The organism is Pseudomonas sp. 1176_21, from assembly GCF_052850635.1.
Window position 1 is genome coordinate 207,040 of sequence record NZ_VXCV01000005.1, and the last position, 19,787, is coordinate 226,826.

The following is a 19,787-nucleotide window of genomic DNA, read 5'->3' on the forward strand; positions in this document are numbered from 1 at the left end:
CTGGGCGGCAACCCGAATCCTCTGATCGAGATACACAAGTGATCGAAAATCTACGCAACATCGCCATCATCGCCCACGTTGACCATGGCAAGACCACCCTGGTAGACAAACTGCTGCGTCAGTCCGGCACCCTGGAGCGCAACGAGCTCAACGACGAGCGCGTGATGGACTCCAACGACCAGGAAAAAGAGCGCGGCATTACCATTCTGGCGAAAAACACCGCCATCAACTGGAACGGCTACCACATCAACATCGTGGACACCCCGGGCCACGCCGACTTCGGTGGTGAAGTAGAGCGTGTGATGTCTATGGTCGACTCCGTGCTGCTGCTGGTTGACGCCCAGGACGGCCCTATGCCGCAAACCCGTTTCGTGACCAAGAAGGCTTTCGAAGCCGGCCTGCGTCCGATCGTGGTGATCAACAAGGTCGACCGTCCGGGCGCGCGTCCTGACTGGGTTCTGGACCAGATCTTCGACCTGTTCGACAACCTGGGTGCCACCGACGAACAGCTGGACTTTAAGGTCGTCTACGCCTCGGCCCTGAACGGCATTGCCGGTCTGGACCACACCGAAATGGCCGAAGACATGACCCCGCTGTACCAGTCGATCGTCGACAACGTGCCAGCGCCAAGCGTCGACCGCGACGGTCCGTTCCAGATGCAGATCTCGGCACTGGACTACAACAGCTTCCTGGGCGTAATCGGTGTTGGCCGCATCGCCCGTGGTCGCGTCAAGCCGAACACCCCGGTTGTGGCCATCGACGTTGACGGCAAGCGCCGCAACGGTCGTATCCTCAAGCTGATGGGTCACCACGGCCTGCACCGCGTCGACGTCGAAGAAGCCCAGGCCGGCGACATCGTCTGCATCAGCGGTTTCGACGAGCTGTTCATCTCCGACACCCTGTGCTCCCCGGACGCAGTCGAGGCGATGAAGCCGCTGACCGTCGACGAGCCGACCGTTTCGATGACCTTCCAGGTCAACGACTCGCCGTTCTGCGGTAAGGAAGGCAAGTTCGTCACCAGCCGCAACATCAAGGAGCGTCTGGACAAGGAGCTGCTGTACAACGTTGCACTGCGCGTTGAAGAAGGCGACTCGGCCGACAAGTTCAAGGTATCGGGCCGTGGTGAGCTGCACCTGTCGGTACTGATCGAAACCATGCGTCGCGAAGGCTTCGAAATGGGTGTTGGTCGTCCGGAAGTGATCATCCGCGAAATCGACGGTGCCAAGCACGAGCCGTTCGAGAACGTCACCATCGACATCCCTGAAGATTCGCAGGGCAAGGTCATGGAAGAAATGGGCCTGCGTAAAGGCGACCTGACCAACATGGTGCCGGATGGCAAGGGCCGTGTACGTCTGGAATACAACATTCCAGCCCGTGGTCTGATCGGTTTCCGCAACCAGTTCCTGACCCTGACCAACGGTGCAGGCATCCTGACCTCGATCTTCGATCGCTACGCGCCAATGAAGTCCGGCCACATGTCCGGCCGTCAGAACGGCGTACTGGTATCGGTAGAGACCGGCAAGGCGCTGACCTACTCGCTGGAAACCCTGCAGGCGCGCGGCAAGCTGTTCGTCGAGCACGGCCAGGAGATCTACAACGGTCAGATCGTCGGTCTGAACAGCCGTGACAACGACCTGGGCGTCAACCCTACCAAGGGCAAGAAGCTCGACAACATGCGTGCTTCGGGCAAAGACGAAACCATCGCTCTGGTGCCACCTGTTCGCTTCACCCTGGAACAGGCCCTGGAATTCATCCAGGACGACGAGCTGTGCGAAGTCACCCCCAAGTCGATCCGTCTGCGCAAGAAGATCCTGGACGAAGGCGAGCGTACCCGCGCTGCCAAGAAAGCCAAGAACTGAGTTAGCTCAGGCTGAATGAAAACGCCCCCGGTCGAAAGGCCGGGGGCGTTTTTGTTTGTGCAAGGCCTGAAACTTGCGCTGGCCGAATCGCGGGTCAAGCCCGCTCCCACAGGTAAATGCACAACCTTGTGGGAGCGGGCTTGACCCGCGATGCTTTTCAGCGGGCCACGGGCTTTGGCTTGTACGCGCAGTACCCCGGCCGCGGGCCAATCCTTGGGTGGTTGCGGCAGGTGTCGGGGCGCTTGTCGTAAATGGTGCAGAACCGCGTCTTGCGGTCCAGGTACAGGCAATCGTCGTTGCTCATGCGCTGCAAGGTGAAGATCCCGGACTTCTGGTTGAAGCGCTCGACGATCCCATCCTTCTGCAGGCGCTTGGCGATGTTCTTGGGCGGCTCGCCCCGTTCGAATTCGTCCACCACGCCAATGCGGATCAGATCCGTGAGCTTGACCTCCACCGGCAAGGTGCAGCAACTGGACATGCAGCCCCCGCACATGTGGCTGGAATACCTCTGCCAGGTATCCAGGCGGTCGAGTTCGGCGGCGGCAATCAGGGTCGGTTTCATCAGGTTCGGTTTTTCAGATGGTCGGGTGGGCGCGCGATCATACCGGAGTTGGTCAAAATGTGAACAACCATTTGCCGGGTTCGTGCCAACCCGGTACCGCTTTTGCACAGAAACAAACGAACCCGCGCTACCGCGCCCGGTCGAACCGTCTAGGCTGAGAAATCCCCATCCGCATTCGTCAACTTGCCCGAGGACGTCGTATGTCTCAGGAACCACTCGCACGTGACGCACAGGTGGCTGCCTTTCGCACCGCTGTACTGGAAAAACTGACCTATGCCGTCGGCAAGGACCCCGAGCACGCCTTCGACCACGACTGGTTCGAGGCCATCGCCCTGGCCGCCCGCGACCACATGGTCGACCACTGGATGGACCACACGCGGCAGATCTACCGCAAGAGCCAGAAGCGCGTCTATTACCTCTCCCTCGAATTTCTCATCGGCCGCCTGCTGTACGACAGCCTGAGCAACCTCGGCCTGCTGGACATCGCCCGTGAAGCAATGACCGGGCTGGACGTGGACCTGGAGCGCATCCGCCTGCTCGAACCCGATGCGGCGCTGGGCAACGGCGGCCTCGGGCGCCTGGCGGCGTGCTTCATGGAGAGCATGTCGACCCTGGGCATTGCCGCCCACGGCTACGGTATCCGCTATGAGCACGGGCTGTTTCGCCAGGCCGTGGTCGACGGCTGGCAGCAGGAGCAGACCGAAAACTGGCTGGATTTCGGCAACCCCTGGGAGTTCGAGCGTGCCGAGGTGATCTACCCGATCAGTTTCGGCGGCAGCGTCGAGACCCGGCACGACGAATCCGGCCAGCCGCGCCAGGTGTGGTGGCCGGCCGAAACGGTGCGCGCGGTGGCCTACGACACGCCCGTGGTGGGCTGGCGTGGTGCCAGCGTCAATACCCTGCGCCTGTGGCGCGCACGGGCCCTGGAAGAGCTGCACCTGGAGCGTTTCAATGCCGGCGACCACCTGGGCGCGGTGGCCGAAGTGGCCCGCGCCGAGAGCATCTCGCGGGTACTGTACCCGGCCGACAGCACCGAGGCCGGCCAGGAGCTGCGCCTGCGCCAGGAGTACTTCTTCGTCTCGGCCTCGCTGCAGGACCTGCTGCGCCGCCACCTGAACATGAACCCCACGCTGCTCAACCTGCACGAAAAGGCCGCCATCCAGCTCAACGACACCCACCCCTCGATTGCCGTGGCCGAGCTGATGCGCCTGCTGGTGGACCAGCACGAACTGCCGTGGGACACCGCCTGGCAGCTCACCGTCGATACCCTGGCCTACACCAACCACACCCTGCTGCCCGAGGCGCTGGAAACCTGGTCGGTGGGCCTGATGGAGCGCATGCTGCCGCGCCACATGCAGATCATCTACCTGATCAACGCCTTTCATATCGACGCGCTGCGGGCCAAGGGCATCCATGACTTCGACGTGCTGCGCGCGGTGTCGCTGATCGAGGAGGACAACGGCCGGCGGGTGCGCATGGGCAACCTGGCGTTCCTCGGGTCGCACAGCGTCAACGGCGTGTCGGGGCTGCACACCAAGCTGATGCGCAGCACCGTGTTCGCCGAACTGCACAAGCTCTACCCCGAGCGGATCAACAACAAGACCAACGGCATCACCTTCCGCCGCTGGCTGTACCAGGCCAACCCGCCGCTCACCCGCATGCTGGTGGAGGCGCTGGGGCCCGAGGTGCTGGACGACCCCGAGAAGCACCTGCGGCGCCTCGAACCGTTCGCCGACAAGCCGGCGTTTCGCAAGGCCTTCGCCCAGCAGCGCCTGCACAGCAAGAAGGCCCTGGCCAACCTGATCCAGGAGCGCCTGGGCATCACGGTCGACCCCGAGGCGATGTTCGATGTGCAGGTCAAGCGTATCCACGAATACAAGCGCCAGCTGCTCAACCTGCTGCATACCGTGGCGCTGTACCAGGCGATCCGCGCCGAGCCGGGCACGCACTGGGCGCCGCGGGTGAAGATCTTCGCCGGCAAGGCCGCCGCCAGCTATCACCAGGCCAAGCTGATCATCAAGCTGGCCAACGACATCGCCAGGGTGGTCAACAACGACCCGACCGTGCGCGGGCTGCTCAAGGTGGTGTTCCTGCCCAACTACAACGTGAGCCTGGCCGAGAGCATCATCCCGGCGGCGGACCTGTCCGAGCAGATCTCCACCGCCGGCTACGAGGCCTCGGGCACCAGCAACATGAAGTTCGGCCTCAATGGCGCGCTGACCATCGGCACCCTGGACGGTGCCAACGTCGAGATGTGCGAGCAGGTGGGGGCCGAGCACATGTTCATCTTCGGCCTGACCTCCCAGCAGGTGGAGGCGCGCAAGCGCAGCGGCGATTTCGGTGCCAGCTCCGCCATCGGCGCCTCGTACCGGCTCAACGACGTGCTCCAGGCGATCCGCGGCGGGGTGTTCTCGCCGGACGACCCGGCGCGCTACGTGGGGCTGATCGATTCACTGGTGCCGTATGACCGCTTCCTGGTGTGCGCCGACTTCGATGCCTACTGGGAGGCCCAGCGCCGCGTCGAGGAGCTGTGGCACGACCCCCAGCAGTGGTGGCGCTCGGCCGTGCTCAATACCGCGCGCATGGGCTGGTTCTCGTCGGACCGCACCATTCGCGAATACGCCGGGGAGATCTGGAACGCGCTGGAGTAGGCGCCTGGCATCGGGCCCGGGGGCGTGAACCTTCGGGCCGATGTGTCGTCTGATCGGGCGAGCATGTCCTATTGCTCGCTAGCGCTTCACTCTCCCTGTAAACTGCGTGGGTTTTTTCTACCCCATCCTCCGGAGCCTTACATGTCCCGCGTTACCCTGAGTCGCTATCTGATTGAGCAGACCCGCAGCAACAGCACCCCTGCCGATCTGCGCTTCCTTATCGAAGTGGTGGCGCGTGCGTGCAAGGAAATCAGCCACAACGTGTCCAAGGGCGCCCTGGGCGGCGTGCTGGGCAGCATGGGCACTGAAAACGTGCAGGGCGAAGTCCAGAAGAAACTGGACGTGATTTCCAACGACATCCTGCTCGAAGCCAACGAGTGGGGCGGCCACCTGGCCGGCATGGCGTCCGAAGAGATGGACAATGCCTACCAGATCCCGGGCAAGTACCCCAAGGGTGCCTACCTGCTGGTATTCGACCCGCTGGACGGTTCGTCGAACATCGATGTCAACGTCTCGGTCGGCACCATCTTCTCGGTACTGCGCTGCCCCAACGAGTACCTGAGCCAGAACGAAAGCCTCAACGAACAGGCCTTCCTGCAGCCGGGCACCAAGCAGGTGGCCGCCGGTTACGCGATCTACGGCCCGCAGACCATGCTGATCCTGACCCTGGGCAACGGCGTCAAGGGTTTCACCCTGGACCGCGAGCTGGGCAGTTTCGTGCTGACCCACGAGAACATCCAGGTGCCGGAAACCACCGCCGAGTTCGCCATCAACATGTCCAACCAGCGCCACTGGGAAGCCCCGGTGACCCGCTATGTGGGCGAACTGCTGGCTGGCGAGACCGGCCCGCTGAAAAAGAACTACAACATGCGCTGGATCGCCTCGATGGTTGCCGACGTGCACCGCATCCTGACCCGTGGCGGCCTGTTCATGTACCCGCGCGATGCGCGCGAGCCATCCAAGCCGGGCAAGCTGCGCCTGATGTACGAAGCCAACCCGATGTCGTTCATCATCGAACAGGCCGGCGGTGCTTCCACCGACGGTCGCCAGCGCATCCTCGACATCCAGCCCGAGAGCCTGCACCAGCGTGTGGCGGTGTTCCTGGGTTCGAAGCAGGAAGTCGAGCGCGTCACCGGTTATCACCAGGAGTAAATCATGCTCGCACCTTGGCAGCCGTTGCTGGAGTGGTGGTTCGGCTGGGGCACCAGCCCCCAGGCCGTGGCTGACGAGAAGAGTACGCTGTGGTTCGGCAAGCACCACGACGACGAGGCGCGCGAGCGCTTCGGCGAGCTGGCCGCGCAGGCGCTGGCCGGCGAGCTGGACGAATGGCTGGCAAGCCCGCAGGGCTGGCTGGGCCTGGTGCTGCTGCTGGACCAGCTGCCCCGCATGATCCACCGCGACACGCAGCACGCCTTCGATGGCGACCGGCGTGCGCAGGTGCTGGTGATGCAGGGCCTGGACAAGGCCTGGGACTACCAGCTGCTGCCGATCCAGCGGGTGTTCATCCTGCTGGTGCTGGAGCATGCCGAGGTGCTGGACTGGCAGAACATCAGCATCGAGCGCTATCAGTTGCTGCTGGATGCGCAGCCGGACAGTGACCGGCGCCTGTTCGAAGGTTTCCTGGACTATGCCGAGCAGCACCAGCGGGTGATTGCGCGGTTTGGCCGCTTCCCGCACCGCAACCTGGTACTGGGGCGCCCGAGCACCGATGAAGAGATGGACTTTCTGCTGGAGCCGGGCTCGCGGTTCTGAGCTGAACCCAATCGCGGGTCAAGCCCGCTCCCACTAGGACTATCGCTGTCCTTGTGGGAGCGGGCTTGACCCGCGATTGTTTCACCCTAGATCCTGAAGCTGCCCACCAGTTGCTTCAACCTGTCCACCTGGCTCTGCAGGTCATTGCAGGCCCGCAGCGTCGCCTGCAAATTCTCCACCCCTTCCTGATTCAGCGTATTGATCTCGGTGATGTCGACATTGATCGATTCCACCACGGCCGTCTGCTCTTCGGTGGCGGTGGCCACCGACTGGTTCATCCCGTCGATTTCGCCAATGCGCACGGTCACGCTGCCCAGGCGCTCGCCGGCCTGGTTGGCAATGCCCACGCTGTGCTCGCTCTGGCGCTGACTCTCGGTCATGGTGCCCACCGCCACCTGTGCGCCGGCCTGCAACTGCTCGATGATCTTCTGCACCTGTTGCGCCGAGTCCTGGGTACGGTGGGCCAGGTTGCGCACCTCGTCGGCCACCACCGCAAACCCGCGACCGGCCTCGCCGGCACGTGCCGCCTCGATGGCCGCGTTCAGTGCCAGCAGGTTGGTCTGCTGGGAAATGCCGCTGATCACCTCGAGAATCTGACCGATGTTCACCGTGTTGGCGTTGAGCGTCTCGATATGGGTGCTGGCGTCGCTGATCTTGCTCGACAGCTGGTTCATCACCGCAATGGTCTGGTCGACCACCTGCTGGCCGTCCTCGGCCAGGTTGCGTGCTTCGCTGGAATGCTGTGAGGCAAGGGCGGCGTTGTGGGCGATCTCATGGGCGGCGGCGCCCAGCTGGTTGATCGCCGCCGCCACGCTGCTGGTGCGGCCCGACTGCTGGTCGGCATTGTGGATCGACGCGTTCGAGGCGCTGACCACGCGCAGGGCCACTTCATTGACCCGACCGGTGGCCGAGGACACTTCGCTGATCGAGTTGTGGATACGTTCCACGAAGCGGTTGAACGAGGAGCCCAGCGCGCCGAACTCGTCATGGGCATGAATGCGCAGGCGCCGGGTCAGGTCGCCTTCGCCTTCGGCGATATCGTGCATGGCGCGGCCCATCACATGCAGCGGCTCCATCAGGACGCGGATCAGCACGCCGAGCAAGGCGATGATGATCAACACGGCGATGGCCGTGGCCACGATGGCCGAGGTCCGAAACTCGCCGAGCATGGCAAAGGCGTAGTCCTGGTCGACCACCATCGCTACGTACCAGTCGGCCGAAGGCACGCCGTTGACGCGGGTGAAGCTGATGAACTGCCGGCGCCCGTCCTGCTCGACTTCCTTGAGGCCGCTACCCGGCTGCGGCGTGCCCTGCGGGTAGGCATCGGCCAGGCGCTTGAGGGTCAGCGAGCTGTCCGGGTGGATCAGGATCTTGCCCTCGGCATTGACGATGAACGCCAGGCCGTGGCCGTCGAAGTTCAGCGAGTTGATGATGCTGCTGATGGTGTCCAGGTCGGTGTCGGCACCGCTGACACCGATCAGGCGGCCAGCCTGCTGCACCGGGGTGGCAATGGTGATCACCAGCTTGCCCGAGGAGGCCGAGACGTAGGGTTCGGTAACGATGCTGCGCCCGGCCTCGCTGGCGCCCTTGTACCAGCCGCGTACCCGCGGGTCGTAGTCGGCGGCGCGGTTGCCCGTGGGCACCGATTGCATGCTGCCGTCCTGGCCGCCGAAGTAGGTCAGGTTGAAGTTGCTGGCATACACCGGCAACGCCATCAGCCGGTCCAGGCTCGGCTTGCCGGGGCCATCCACGGCCACCTGCTGGGCAAACGAATGCTGCAGCTGGATGCGGCTCTGCAGCCAGGTCTGGATGTTGCTGGTGGTAAGGCTGCCGAGCTCCTGCATCGTGGCCTCGGTGTTGCTGCGCAGCGACTGGCGCTGGCGGTAATCGTTGAACAGGATGAAACAGGTAAACGCCACCGCGACCACAAGGGCGGCGGCCAGCAGGATCTTGTGGCTGAACTTCAGGTTTTTGGTCATTGCGAGGTCTGTCTGCACAAGGCGGTCAACGGGGAGGGCGCGGCGAAACGTCGCAGCGCCCTCCTGTGTCGTCCGCGCCGGGCAAAAAATGAGGCGGATGTGCGACTAGTCGACAAATGGCAACGATAACCGTGCAGGTAAATGGGGTTGCCGGGAACCGGATAGGGGTTTTTGCTTCTAAGCTCGAGTCAGGCCCCGTGCTTGCACCCTCATGTTCAGGAGTGACCCCATGTCGTTGCGTTCCCTCGCCCTGTTGTCGTTGTGCGTGTTGCTGGCCGCATGCAGCAAGATCAACCAGGAAAACTATTCCAAGCTCCAGGCCGGCATGCCCAAGGCCGAGGTCGAGCGACTGCTGGGCAGCCCCACCGAGTGTTCCGGCGCGCTGGGCATGACCAGTTGTACCTGGGGCGACCAGAAAGCCTTCATCAGCGTGCAGTACGCCGCCGACAAGGTGCTGATGTACTCGGGGCAGGGTCTCAAATGAAACGCCTGCCCCTGCTGTTGAGCCTGTGCGCCGGCCTGCTGCTGACCGGTTGTGCGCATTCGCGCGACGACGGGCCGTTGCCGCCCAAGACCGTCGACAGCGTCGACCTCAAGCGTTACCAGGGCAAGTGGTTCGAGCTGGCGCGGCTGCCGATGTTCTTCCAGCGCAATTGCGCGCAGAGCGAAGCGCATTACAACCTCAAGCCGGACGGCACGGTGGGCGTGCTCAACCGCTGCATCACGCTCGAGGGCGAGTGGGAGGAGGCCAGTGGTACGGCGACGCCACAGGTGCAGGGCAAGACCGACAAGCTGTGGGTGGAGTTCGACAACTGGTTCTCGCGGTTGCTGCCGGGGGTGACGAAGGGCGATTACTGGGTGCTGTACGTGGACAAGGACTACCAGACGGCACTGGTGGGCAACCCGGACCGCAAGTACCTGTGGATACTGTCGCGCACGCCGACGATTCCGGCGCTGGAGCGCGAGAGCCTGCTGGCGCGGGCGCGTCAGCAGGGGTATGACACCACGCGGCTGATCTGGCGGGTTTCGGACAGGGACATCGCGCACAGTCAGTGAGGGCCTCTTCGCGGGCCAAGCCCGCTCCCACAGGATCAGCATAAACCCTGTGGGAGCGGGCTTGACCCGCGATAATCACGGCGTGGTTCTGGCTCAGCCCAGCACTTCGCGAAGCACCCCGGCAAACGCCTGCGCGCTCACCTCATCACCCGCATGCCGCCCCTGTTGCACCACCCACTTGCCATTGACCATCACATCGCGCACCTGCCGGTCGCCGCCGGCAAACAGCCAGCGATTGAGAACCCCGTCCCCGCTCGCCGTAGCGATGTACGGATCGGCCCCATCCAGCACGATCCAGTCGGCCCGCCTGCCCACCGCCAGCTCGCCAACCGGCTGCCCCAGCGCCTGCGCACCACCGGCCAGGGCCGCATCGAACAGGGTGCGCCCCACCATCGGCTGATCGGCCCCATGCAACCGGTTGCGCCGCTGGTCGCGCAGGCGCTGGCCATATTCGAGCCAGCGCAATTCCTCCACCACGCTCAGCGACACATGGCTGTCCGAGCCGATGCCCATGCGCCCGCCCTGGGCCAGGTAGTCGACGGCAGGGAAGATGCCGTCGCCCAGGTTGGCCTCGGTGGTCAGGCACAGGCCGGCCACCGCCTTGCTGCGCGCCATGGCGCTGACTTCGTCGGGCTCGGCGTGGGTGGCGTGCACCAGGCACCAGCGCTGGTCGACATCGACGTTTTCATACAGCCACTGCAATGGCCGGCGGCCACTCCAGGCCAGGCAGTCGTCGACTTCCTTCTGCTGTTCGGCAATGTGGATATGCACCGGGCAGGCCTTGTCGCCGGCAGCCATGACCTGGGCGATCTGCTGCGGGGTGACCGCGCGCAGGGAGTGAAAGCACAGCCCCAGGCGCTGCGCCGGTTGCTGGGCGAGCAGCGGCGCCAGTTGCGTGTGCAGGTGCAGGTACTGCTCGGTGCCGTTGATGAAGCGACGTTGCCCGTCATTGGGCGCCTGCCCGCCGAAACCCGAGTGGCTGTACAGCACCGGCAGCAAGGTCAGGCCGATGCCGGTGTCGGCGGCGGCCTGGCTGATGCGCAGCGACAGTTCGGCCGGGTCGGCATAGGCCTTGCCCTGGGCGTCATGGTGCACGTAATGGAATTCGGCCACCGAGGTGTAGCCGGCCTTGAGCATCTCGATGTACAGCTGGCGCGCAATGATGCCCAGTTGCTCGGGGCTGATCCGGCCCACCAGCCGGTACATCAGCTCGCGCCAGGTCCAGAAGCTGTCGTTGGGGTTGCCGGCCACTTCCGCCAGGCCGGCCATGGCGCGCTGGAAGGCGTGCGAGTGCAGGTTCGGCATGCCCGGCAGCAACGGCCCGGCCAGGCGCTCGGCGCCATCGGCCGAGGCGCCTGGCTGTACGCTATTCAACAGGCCGTCGGGGCCTGTCTCGATTCGCACGTTTTCTGCCCAGCCTGTAGGCAACAAAGCACGTTCGGCAAAGAACACGGACATCGGTACGCCACCCTTTTCTGGTTATTTGTATATACATATACAGACGTTTGCCTGCCCGGTAAACTGCGGCACTCTACCGGTCATACTCATCACCAAGGATTTTTGCCGTGTCGACACCTCCTGTCTCCGCGTTGGTTGCCCACATGGGCGAGGGCCCGGCGCCGCTGTATGCGCGGGTCAAGCAGATGATCGCCCAGCAGATCCAGAACGGCAGCTGGCCGCCGCATCACCGCGTACCGTCCGAGAGCGAACTGGTCACCGAGCTGGGCTTCAGCCGCATGACCATCAACCGCGCCTTGCGCGAGCTGACCGCCGAAGGCCTGCTGGTGCGCATGCAGGGCGTCGGCACCTTCGTCGCCGAGCCCAAGAGCCGCTCGGCGCTGTTCGAGGTCAACAACATCGCCGACGAGATCGCCGCGCGCGGCCACCAGCACAGCTGCAAGGTGATCACCCTGACCGAAGAGGCGGCAGGCTCGGAGCGGGCGCTGGCGCTGGACATGCGCGAAGGGCAGCGGGTGTTCCATTCGCTGATCGTGCACTACGAAAACGGCATCCCGGTGCAGATCGAGGACCGCTTCGTCAACGCCCAGGTCGCCCCGGACTACCTCAAGCAGGATTTCACCCGCCAGACCCCCTACGCCTACCTGTCCCAGGTGGCGCCGCTGACCGAAGGCGAGCACGTGGTCGAGGCGATCCTGGCCGAACCCGAGGAATGCCGCCTGCTGCAGATCGAGCCGGGCGAGCCGTGCCTGCTGATCCGCCGGCGCACCTGGTCGGGTCGCCAGCCGGTCACGGCGGCGCGCCTGATTCACCCCGGTTCCCGTCACCGCCTGGAAGGACGCTTCAGCAAATGAGTTCGTTGACCCTGTTACGTGCCGCCGACTACCCGCGCATGCCGTGGAAGAACGGCGGCGGCAGTACCGAAGAGATCACCCGCGATGGCGGGGCCGGCCTGGAGGGCTTTGGCTGGCGCCTGTCGATTGCCGACATCGCCGAGTCGGGCGGGTTCTCCAGCTTTGCCGGGTATCAGCGCGTGATCAGCGTGCTGCAGGGCGATGGCATGCGCCTGATGGTGGATGGCCAGGCCAGCCGCGAGCTGCTGGCGTTCGATGCCTTTGCCTTCAGCGGCGAAAGTGCAGTGAGCTGCAACCTGCTGGGCGGACCGATTCGCGACTTCAACCTGATCTACGCGCCGCAGCGGTTTGCCGCGCGGTTGCAGTGGCTGCCGGGTGAAAGCCGGGTGTACAGCTCGGCCCAGACGCTGCTGGTGTTCGCGGCGCACGAGCGGGTGCGGGTCAAGGTCGCAGGGCATGCCGAGCAGTGGCTGGGTCGCTATGACTGCCTGCGGCTGGACGGCAACCACGGGTTGCTGGAGTTCGAGGTCAGTGGGCAGATCTGCCTGATCGAGCTGACCGAACGTTAAGGGCTTCGCCAGCAAGGCTGTCTCCTGCAGGTTCCATTCTTTTTTTGCGTGTGGGAGCCGGCCTTGCCGGCGAAGCGGACGACACTGTTTTTTGGTTGCCTGTACTTGTACATACAAGTAAATATATGTTTGTATTGCATCCATGGCAGTGCCATCCCGAATTCGCCTTTCGCTCGAGGAGCCCTTACGTGACGAACAAGCACAATAAATTCCGTGACGTCGAAATTCGCGCCCCGCGCGGCACCCAGCTCACCGCCAAGAGCTGGCTGACCGAAGCGCCGCTGCGCATGCTGATGAACAACCTCGACCCGCAAGTTGCCGAGAACCCCAAGGAGCTGGTGGTGTACGGCGGCATCGGCCGCGCCGCGCGCAACTGGGAGTGCTACGACAAGATCGTCGAGAGCCTCACCCACCTGAATGACGACGAGACCCTGCTGGTGCAATCCGGCAAGCCGGTCGGCGTGTTCAAGACCCACAGCAACGCCCCGCGCGTACTGATCGCCAACTCCAACCTGGTGCCGCACTGGGCCAACTGGGAACATTTCAACGAACTCGATGCCAAGGGCCTGGCCATGTACGGCCAGATGACCGCCGGCAGCTGGATCTACATCGGCAGCCAGGGCATCGTGCAGGGCACCTACGAAACCTTCGTCGAAGCCGGCCGCCAGCACTACAACGGCAGCCTCAAGGGCAAGTGGGTGCTCACCGCGGGCCTGGGCGGCATGGGCGGCGCGCAGCCACTGGCCGCGACCCTGGCCGGCGCCTGCTCGCTGAACATCGAATGCCAGCAGAGCCGCATCGACTTCCGCCTGAGCAGCCGCTACGTGGATGAACAGGCCACCGACCTGGACGACGCCCTGGCGCGCATCGCCAGATACACGGGCGAAGGCAAGGCCATCTCCATCGCCCTGCTGGGCAATGCCGCCGAAATCCTGCCCGAGCTGGTCAAGCGCGGTGTGCGCCCCGACATGGTCACCGACCAGACCAGCGCCCACGACCCGCTCAATGGCTACCTGCCGGCCGGCTGGACCTGGGAGCAGTACCGCGACCGCGCGCAGACCGAACCGGCGGCGGTGGTCAAGGCTGCCAGGCAGTCGATGGCCGTGCACGTGCAGGCCATGCTCGACTTCCAGAAGCAGGGCATCCCGACCTTCGACTACGGCAACAACATTCGTCAGATGGCCAAGGAAGAGGGTGTGACCAACGCCTTCGACTTCCCCGGCTTCGTACCTGCCTATATCCGCCCGCTGTTCTGCCGCGGCGTGGGCCCGTTCCGCTGGGCCGCGCTGTCGGGCGACGCCCAGGACATCTACAAGACCGACGCCAAGGTCAAGGAACTGATCCCCGACGACGCGCACCTGCACAACTGGCTGGACATGGCCCGCGAGCGCATCAGCTTCCAGGGCCTGCCGGCACGTATCTGCTGGGTCGGCCTGGGCCTGCGCGCCAAGCTGGGCCTGGCGTTCAACGAAATGGTGCGCAGCGGCGAGCTGTCGGCACCGATCGTGATCGGCCGCGACCACCTGGACTCCGGCTCCGTCTCCAGCCCCAACCGTGAAACCGAAGCCATGCAGGACGGCTCCGACGCCGTGTCCGACTGGCCGCTGCTCAATGCCCTGCTCAACACCGCCAGCGGCGCGACCTGGGTCTCGCTGCACCACGGCGGCGGGGTGGGCATGGGCTTCTCGCAGCACTCGGGCATGGTCATCGTGTGCGACGGCACCGACGAAGCCGCCGAGCGTATTGCCCGCGTCCTGCACAACGACCCGGCCACCGGCGTGATGCGCCATGCCGATGCCGGTTATCAGATCGCCATCGACTGTGCGAAAGAGCAGGGCCTGAACCTGCCGATGATCACGCGCTGAGCGGCGCCCTGGTCGATACTGAATTCATGACGGGCGTGAACGCCTTTCGAGACGGAGCAATAACGTGACCCAACTGACCCTGAAGCCTGGCACCCTGACCTTGGCTCAGCTGCGTGCGATCTACCAGCAACCGCTGACCCTGCAACTGGACGCCAGCGCCGACCAGCAGATCGAAGACAGCGTGGCCTGCGTCGAGCAGATCCTTGCCGAGGACCGCACCGCCTACGGCATCAACACCGGTTTCGGCCTGCTGGCCTCGACCCGCATCGCCAGCCACGACCTGGAGAACCTGCAGCGCTCGCTGGTGCTGTCCCACGCCGCCGGCGTCGGCGCGCCGCTGGGCGACGCCCTGGTGCGCCTGATCATGGTGCTCAAGGTCAACAGCCTGAGCCGTGGTTTTTCCGGCATCCGGCGCAAGGTGATCGACGCGCTGATCGCCCTGATCAACGCCGAGGTCTACCCGCACATTCCGCTCAAGGGCTCGGTGGGCGCCTCCGGCGACCTCGCACCGCTGGCGCACATGTCGCTGGTGCTGCTGGGCGAAGGCAAGGCCCGCCACAAGGGCCAATGGCTACCGGCCACCGAAGCGCTGGCGGTAGCCGGCCTCGAGCCGCTGACCCTGGCTGCCAAGGAGGGCCTGGCCCTGCTCAACGGCACCCAGGCGTCCACCGCCTATGCGCTGCGCGGGCTGTTCGAAGGCGAAGACCTGTTCGCTGCCGCCGTTGCTTGCGGCAGCCTCACCGTCGAAGCGGTGCTGGGCTCGCGCTCGCCCTTCGATGACCGCATTCATCAGGCCCGCGGCCAGCGTGGCCAGATCGACTCGGCCGCCTGCTACCGCGACCTGCTGGGCGACGGCAGCGAAGTGTCGGCCTCGCACCAGAACTGCGGCAAGGTGCAGGACCCGTACTCGCTGCGTTGCCAGCCACAGGTGATGGGCGCCTGCCTGACCCAGTTGCGCCAGGCCGCCGAGGTACTGGTGGTGGAGGCCAACGCGGTGTCCGACAACCCGCTGGTATTCGCCAAGGAGGGTGACGTGATCTCCGGTGGCAACTTCCACGCCGAGCCGGTGGCCATGGCCGCCGACAACATGGCCCTGGCCATCGCCGAAATCGGTTCGCTGAGCGAGCGGCGCATCTCGCTGATGATGGACAAGCACATGTCGCAGTTGCCGCCGTTCCTGGTGGCCAATGGCGGGGTCAACTCCGGCTTCATGATCGCCCAGGTCACCGCCGCCGCGCTGGCCAGCGAGAACAAGGCGCTGGCGCACCCGCACAGCGTCGACAGCATTCCCACCTCGGCCAACCAGGAAGACCACGTGTCGATGGCCCCGGCCGCCGGCAAGCGCCTGTGGGAAATGGCCGAGAACACCCGCGGCGTGCTGGCCGTGGAATGGCTGGCCGCCTGCCAGGGCCTGGACCTGCGCACCGGCCTCAAGACCTCGCCCAAGCTGGAGCAGGCGCGCCAGGCCCTGCGCGGCCAGGTCGCGCACTACGACAAGGACCGTTTCTTCGCCCCCGACATCGAGGCGGCCATCGCCCTGCTGGCCGCGGGCACGCTGACCGGCCTGCTGCCGGCCAAGGTGCTGCCCAGCCTCTGACGCCACCGGCTGGCCGTGCAGGCCAGCCGTCTGCCGCGCGAACTCTGGCGGGTTCGCGCTGCTTTTCGCCTACAAAAAAAACAGGAACGCGAAATGCAATCTCAAGCACAAGGTCTCAAGCGCGGGCTTACGGCCCGGCACATTCGATTCATGGCACTGGGCTCGGCCATCGGCACCGGGCTGTTCTACGGTTCGGCCGCGGCCATCCAGATGGCCGGCCCGGCGGTGTTGCTGGCCTACCTGATCGGCGGCGCGGCGGTGTTCATGGTGATGCGTGCACTGGGTGAAATGGCCGTGCACAACCCGGTGTCCGGCTCGTTCGGCAAATACGCCAGCACCTACCTGGGGCCCATGGCCGGCTTCGTGCTGGGCTGGACCTACGCCTTTGAAATGATCATCGTGTGCCTGGCCGACGTCACGGCCTTCGGCATCTACATGGGCTTCTGGTTTCCCGAGGTGGCGCGCTGGGTGTGGGTGCTGGGCATCGTGTTCCTGATCGGCGGGCTCAACCTGTGCAACGTCAAGGTGTTCGGCGAGATGGAGTTCTGGCTGTCGCTGCTCAAGGTCGGCGCGATCGTGGCGATGATCCTGGCCGGTTTCGGCATCATGGCCTTCGGCCTGGCCAATGCCGAGGCGGGCAACACGGTGGGCATCGGCAACCTGTTCGATCACGGCGGCTTCATGCCCAACGGTGTCGGTGGCCTGATCGCCTCGTTCGCGGTGGTGATGTTCGCCTTCGGCGGCATCGAGATCATCGGTATCACTGCCGGTGAAGCCAAGGACCCGCAGCGCGTGATCCCCAAGGCGATCAACGCCGTGCCGCTGCGCATCCTGCTGTTCTATGTGCTCACCCTGTTCGTGCTGATGTGCCTGTACCCCTGGCCGCAGATCGGCAGCCAGGGCAGCCCGTTCGTGCAGATCTTCAGCAACCTGGGGATCGGTTCGGCGGCCACGGTGCTCAACATCGTGGTGATCTCGGCGGCGGTGTCGGCCATCAACAGCGATATCTTCGGTGCCGGGCGCATGATGTACGGCCTGGCCGAGCAGGGCCACGCGCCCAAGGGCTTCTCGAAGATCTCGCGCCACGGCGTGCCGTGGATGACCGTGCTGGTGATGGGCGCTGCGCTGCTCGGTGGCGTGGTGCTCAACTACCTGATTCCGGAAAACGTGTTCCTGCTGATCGCCTCCATTGCCACTTTTGCTACGGTATGGGTGTGGCTGATGATCCTGGTGACCCAGGTGGCCATGCGCCGCAGCATGAGCCGCGAAGAGGTCGCGCAACTGAAGTTCCCGGTACCGTTCTGGCCGTATGGGCCGGCCGCAGCCATCGCCTTCATGCTGTTCGTGTTCGGCGTGCTGGGCTACTTCCCCGACACCCAGGCGGCGTTGATCGTCGGCGTGGTGTGGGTGGTGTTCCTGGTGGCCGCCTACTGGCTGTGGTGCAAGCCGCGTGGCACGGCCACGCAGCCGGTGTCGACGCCTCAATAGTTACGGAGACTGTGCATGAAAACCCTCTGGCAGCACTGCCATGTGGCAAGCATGGCGCACGGCGCCTACTCGATCATCGAGGACGCGGCCATTGTCACCTGCGCCGGGCGCATCGAATGGATCGGCCCGCGCCAGGCGCTGGCAGACCCGGTGCCTGACAGCACGGTCGACCTGGGCGGTGCCTGGGTCACCCCCGGGCTGATCGACTGCCACACCCACGCGGTGTTCGGCGGCAACCGCAGCGGCGAGTTCGAACAGCGCCTGCAGGGCGTGAGCTACGCAGAGATCGCCGCCCAGGGGGGTGGCATCGCCAGCACCGTGCGCGCCACCCGCGCCGCCAGCGAAGACGAGCTGTATGCCAGCGCCCTGCGCCGGGTGCAGGCCCTGATGCGTGATGGTGTGACCACCCTGGAGATCAAGTCCGGCTACGGCCTGGACCTGGACAACGAGCGCAAGGTGCTCAAGGTGGCGCGCCGGCTCGGCGAAACGCTGCCGCTGACCGTGCGCAGTACCTGCCTGGCGGCGCATGCCTTGCCGCCCGAGTACGCCGAGCGCGCCGACGACTACATCACTCACATCTGCGAGCAGATGCTCCCGGCGCTGGCTGGCGAAGGGCTGGTGGACGCGGTGGATGCGTTCTGCGAATACCTGGCGTTTTCGCCGGCGCAGGTCGAGCGGGTGTTTCTCAAGGCCCGCGAGCTGGGCCTGCCGGTCAAGCTGCATGCCGAGCAGCTGTCGTCGCTGCACGGTTCGAGCCTGGCGGCGCGCTACCAGGCACTGTCGGCCGATCACCTGGAGTTCATGGACGAGGCCGATGCCATCGCCATGGCCCAGGCCGGTACGGTGGCGGTGCTGCTGCCGGGGGCGTTCTACTTCTTGCGCGAAACCCAGCTGCCGCCGATGGACGCGCTGCGCAGGCACGGCGTGAAGATCGCGATTGCCAGCGACCTCAACCCCGGCACCTCGCCGGCCTTGTCGCTGCGCCTGATGCTGAACATGGCCTGCACCCTGTTTCGCATGACCCCCGAAGAAGCCCTGGCCGGTGTCACCGTGCATGCCGCCACGGCGTTGGGGCTGGGCGACAGTCATGGCTCGCTGGAGGTCGGCAAGGTGGCCGACTTCGTGGCCTGGGACATCGAACGGCCGGCAGACCTGGCCTACTGGCTGGGCGGCGACCTGCACAAGCGGGTGGTGCGCCACGGCGTTGAACTGACCGATAAAGGGGAGGCTGCATGGACAAGGTCGTGAGTTTTCACCAGGGTACGCTGCCGCTGCTGGTCAGCATTCCCCATGCCGGGCTCAGGCTGACCCCGGCGGTCGAGGCCGGGCTGGTGGACGAGGCCAGGGGCCTGCCGGACACCGACTGGCACATTCCCCGCCTGTACGCCTTTGCCCGTGAGCTGGGCGCCAGCGTGGTGGTGGGCGAGTATTCGCGCTTCGTCATCGACCTGAACCGGCCCGAGGATGACCAGCCACTGTATGCCGGCGCCACCACCGGGCTGTTCCCGGCCACGCTGTTCGAAGGGCAGCCGCTGTTCAAGGCGGGGCTGGAGCCGAGTGCGGCCGAGCGGGCGGGCTACCTGGAGGCCATCTGGCGGCCGTATCACGACACCCTCACCGGCGAGCTGGCGCGCCTGCGCGAGCAGTTCGGCTACGCGTTGCTGTGGGATGCACACTCGATCCGCTCGGTGATCCCTCACCTGTTCGACGGCACGTTGCCGGACTTCAACATCGGCACCTTCAATGGCGCGAGCTGCGACGCGGCGCTGGCCGAGCGGGTCAGGGCGGTGGCGGCCGGCGCGCAGGGCTACAGCCATGTGCTCAACGGGCGCTTCAAGGGCGGGCACATCACCCGTCACTATGGCGCCCCGGCCAACAACGTGCATGCGGTGCAGATGGAACTGGCGCAGTGCAACTACATGGAGGAGGTGGCGCCGTTCACCTACCGCGACGATCTGGCGCAGCCGACCCAGCGGGTGCTGGAGCAGATGCTGGTGGCGAAGCTGGGGTGGGGGCGCGAGCGTTACCCGGCATAGGACCGCGGCGCTGCCTTCGCCGGCAAGGCCGGCTCCTGCAGACGGTTGCGAACCGTTAGGA

The 19,787-nt window shown here is 65.2% G+C and carries 16 protein-coding genes and 1 pseudogene; 13 read left to right on the plus strand and 4 right to left on the minus strand.

Annotated features, from left to right (window positions below):
* The first annotated feature begins 38 nt into the window (after positions 1 to 38).
* Complete coding sequence (gene typA, locus FW760_RS14270; RefSeq protein ID WP_043862190.1) at positions 39 to 1,859, plus strand: translational GTPase TypA; 1,821 nt, start codon at positions 39 to 41, stop codon at positions 1,857 to 1,859.
* Positions 1,860 to 2,016: 157 nt separating this feature from the next.
* Here typA and FW760_RS14275 read toward each other — a convergent pair whose 3' ends face one another.
* Complete coding sequence (locus FW760_RS14275; protein WP_043862189.1) at positions 2,017 to 2,421, minus strand: YkgJ family cysteine cluster protein; 405 nt, start codon at positions 2,419 to 2,421, stop codon at positions 2,017 to 2,019.
* Between the two features lie 200 nt (positions 2,422 to 2,621).
* Between FW760_RS14275 and FW760_RS14280 the strand changes: the two genes are divergently transcribed.
* The 3 genes from FW760_RS14280 (at position 2,622) to FW760_RS14290 (ending at position 6,824) form a co-directional block, all read left to right on the plus strand.
* The gene (locus FW760_RS14280; RefSeq protein WP_058541651.1) at positions 2,622 to 5,072 is read left to right on the plus strand and encodes a glycogen/starch/alpha-glucan phosphorylase; all 2,451 of its coding nucleotides are present in this window, start codon (positions 2,622 to 2,624) and stop codon (positions 5,070 to 5,072) included.
* Between the two features lie 141 nt (positions 5,073 to 5,213).
* Complete coding sequence (locus FW760_RS14285; RefSeq protein WP_043862187.1) at positions 5,214 to 6,224, plus strand: class 1 fructose-bisphosphatase; 1,011 nt, start codon at positions 5,214 to 5,216, stop codon at positions 6,222 to 6,224.
* 3 nt (positions 6,225 to 6,227) lie between these two features.
* Entirely contained in the window at positions 6,228 to 6,824 is a 597-nt protein-coding gene (locus FW760_RS14290) for a DUF924 family protein (protein ID WP_043862186.1), read from the plus strand.
* A gap of 86 nt (positions 6,825 to 6,910) precedes the next feature.
* Here the strand turns inward: FW760_RS14290 and FW760_RS14295 are convergent, their stop codons facing one another.
* Complete coding sequence (locus tag FW760_RS14295) at positions 6,911 to 7,771, minus strand: methyl-accepting chemotaxis protein (protein WP_370409076.1); 861 nt, start codon at positions 7,769 to 7,771, stop codon at positions 6,911 to 6,913.
* A pseudogene (locus FW760_RS14300) lies at positions 7,769 to 8,803 on the minus strand (HAMP domain-containing protein); the annotation flags it as partial. The pseudogene FW760_RS14300 and the gene FW760_RS14295, both read right to left, overlap by 3 nt.
* 229 nt (positions 8,804 to 9,032) lie before the next feature.
* Between FW760_RS14300 and bamE the strand changes: the two are divergent.
* Both bamE and FW760_RS14310 read left to right on the plus strand, forming a co-directional pair.
* A complete protein-coding gene (gene bamE / locus FW760_RS14305) occupies positions 9,033 to 9,287 on the plus strand; it encodes an outer membrane protein assembly factor BamE domain-containing protein (protein WP_043862184.1) in 255 nt (84 codons plus the stop codon).
* Positions 9,284 to 9,859, plus strand: a complete 576-nt coding sequence (locus tag FW760_RS14310) for a lipocalin family protein (protein ID WP_043862183.1) — start codon at positions 9,284 to 9,286, stop codon at positions 9,857 to 9,859. Before bamE ends, FW760_RS14310 begins: the two co-directional genes overlap by 4 nt.
* Before the next feature lie 93 nt (positions 9,860 to 9,952).
* On the opposite strand, the gene FW760_RS14315 is transcribed toward FW760_RS14310, so the two are convergent.
* A complete protein-coding gene (locus FW760_RS14315) occupies positions 9,953 to 11,317 on the minus strand; it encodes a formimidoylglutamate deiminase (RefSeq protein ID WP_116052514.1) in 1,365 nt (454 codons plus the stop codon).
* 143 nt (positions 11,318 to 11,460) lie between these two features.
* Between FW760_RS14315 and hutC the strand changes: the two genes are divergently transcribed.
* From hutC to hutG, 7 genes are all read left to right on the plus strand, one after another.
* Positions 11,461 to 12,171, plus strand: a complete 711-nt coding sequence (hutC, locus tag FW760_RS14320; protein WP_162484873.1) for a histidine utilization repressor — start codon at positions 11,461 to 11,463, stop codon at positions 12,169 to 12,171.
* Positions 12,168 to 12,740: a HutD/Ves family protein gene (locus FW760_RS14325; protein ID WP_116052515.1), complete on the plus strand. Its 573-nt coding sequence runs from the start codon at positions 12,168 to 12,170 to the stop codon at positions 12,738 to 12,740. The genes hutC and FW760_RS14325 overlap by 4 nt, the downstream gene beginning before the upstream one ends.
* A 188-nt stretch (positions 12,741 to 12,928) precedes the next feature.
* Positions 12,929 to 14,605, plus strand: a complete 1,677-nt coding sequence (gene hutU, locus FW760_RS14330) for a urocanate hydratase (protein WP_043862179.1) — start codon at positions 12,929 to 12,931, stop codon at positions 14,603 to 14,605.
* A gap of 64 nt (positions 14,606 to 14,669) precedes the next feature.
* Positions 14,670 to 16,202: a histidine ammonia-lyase gene (gene hutH, locus FW760_RS14335; protein WP_116052516.1), complete on the plus strand. Its 1,533-nt coding sequence runs from the start codon at positions 14,670 to 14,672 to the stop codon at positions 16,200 to 16,202.
* A 93-nt stretch (positions 16,203 to 16,295) separates the two neighbouring features.
* Positions 16,296 to 17,690, plus strand: a complete 1,395-nt coding sequence (locus tag FW760_RS14340) for an amino acid permease (protein WP_043862177.1) — start codon at positions 16,296 to 16,298, stop codon at positions 17,688 to 17,690.
* A 15-nt stretch (positions 17,691 to 17,705) separates the two neighbouring features.
* A complete protein-coding gene (gene hutI / locus FW760_RS14345) occupies positions 17,706 to 18,938 on the plus strand; it encodes an imidazolonepropionase (RefSeq protein WP_116052517.1) in 1,233 nt (410 codons plus the stop codon).
* Complete coding sequence (gene hutG / locus FW760_RS14350) at positions 18,923 to 19,726, plus strand: N-formylglutamate deformylase (protein WP_446443838.1); 804 nt, start codon at positions 18,923 to 18,925, stop codon at positions 19,724 to 19,726. Before hutI ends, hutG begins: the two co-directional genes overlap by 16 nt.
* Positions 19,727 to 19,787 lie beyond the last annotated feature (61 nt).

Excerpts from the sequence above, each read along its gene's own strand:
- bamE (WP_043862184.1), top strand. The coding sequence starts at position 9,033 with ATGTCGTTGCGTTCCCTCGCCCTGTTGTCGTTGTGCGTGTTGCTGGCC.
- hutI (WP_116052517.1), top strand. The coding sequence starts at position 17,706 with ATGAAAACCCTCTGGCAGCACTGCCATGTGGCAAGCATGGCGCACGGC.
- FW760_RS14275 (WP_043862189.1), bottom strand. The coding sequence starts at position 2,421 with ATGAAACCGACCCTGATTGCCGCCGCCGAACTCGACCGCCTGGATACC.
- hutG (WP_446443838.1), top strand. The coding sequence starts at position 18,923 with ATGGACAAGGTCGTGAGTTTTCACCAGGGTACGCTGCCGCTGCTGGTC.
- FW760_RS14340 (WP_043862177.1), top strand. The coding sequence starts at position 16,296 with ATGCAATCTCAAGCACAAGGTCTCAAGCGCGGGCTTACGGCCCGGCAC.
- hutC (WP_162484873.1), top strand. The coding sequence starts at position 11,461 with ATGGGCGAGGGCCCGGCGCCGCTGTATGCGCGGGTCAAGCAGATGATC.
- FW760_RS14315 (WP_116052514.1), bottom strand. The coding sequence starts at position 11,317 with ATGTCCGTGTTCTTTGCCGAACGTGCTTTGTTGCCTACAGGCTGGGCA.
- FW760_RS14310 (WP_043862183.1), top strand. The coding sequence starts at position 9,284 with ATGAAACGCCTGCCCCTGCTGTTGAGCCTGTGCGCCGGCCTGCTGCTG.
- FW760_RS14290 (WP_043862186.1), top strand. The coding sequence starts at position 6,228 with ATGCTCGCACCTTGGCAGCCGTTGCTGGAGTGGTGGTTCGGCTGGGGC.
- FW760_RS14280 (WP_058541651.1), top strand. The coding sequence starts at position 2,622 with ATGTCTCAGGAACCACTCGCACGTGACGCACAGGTGGCTGCCTTTCGC.
- FW760_RS14325 (WP_116052515.1), top strand. The coding sequence starts at position 12,168 with ATGAGTTCGTTGACCCTGTTACGTGCCGCCGACTACCCGCGCATGCCG.
- FW760_RS14285 (WP_043862187.1), top strand. The coding sequence starts at position 5,214 with ATGTCCCGCGTTACCCTGAGTCGCTATCTGATTGAGCAGACCCGCAGC.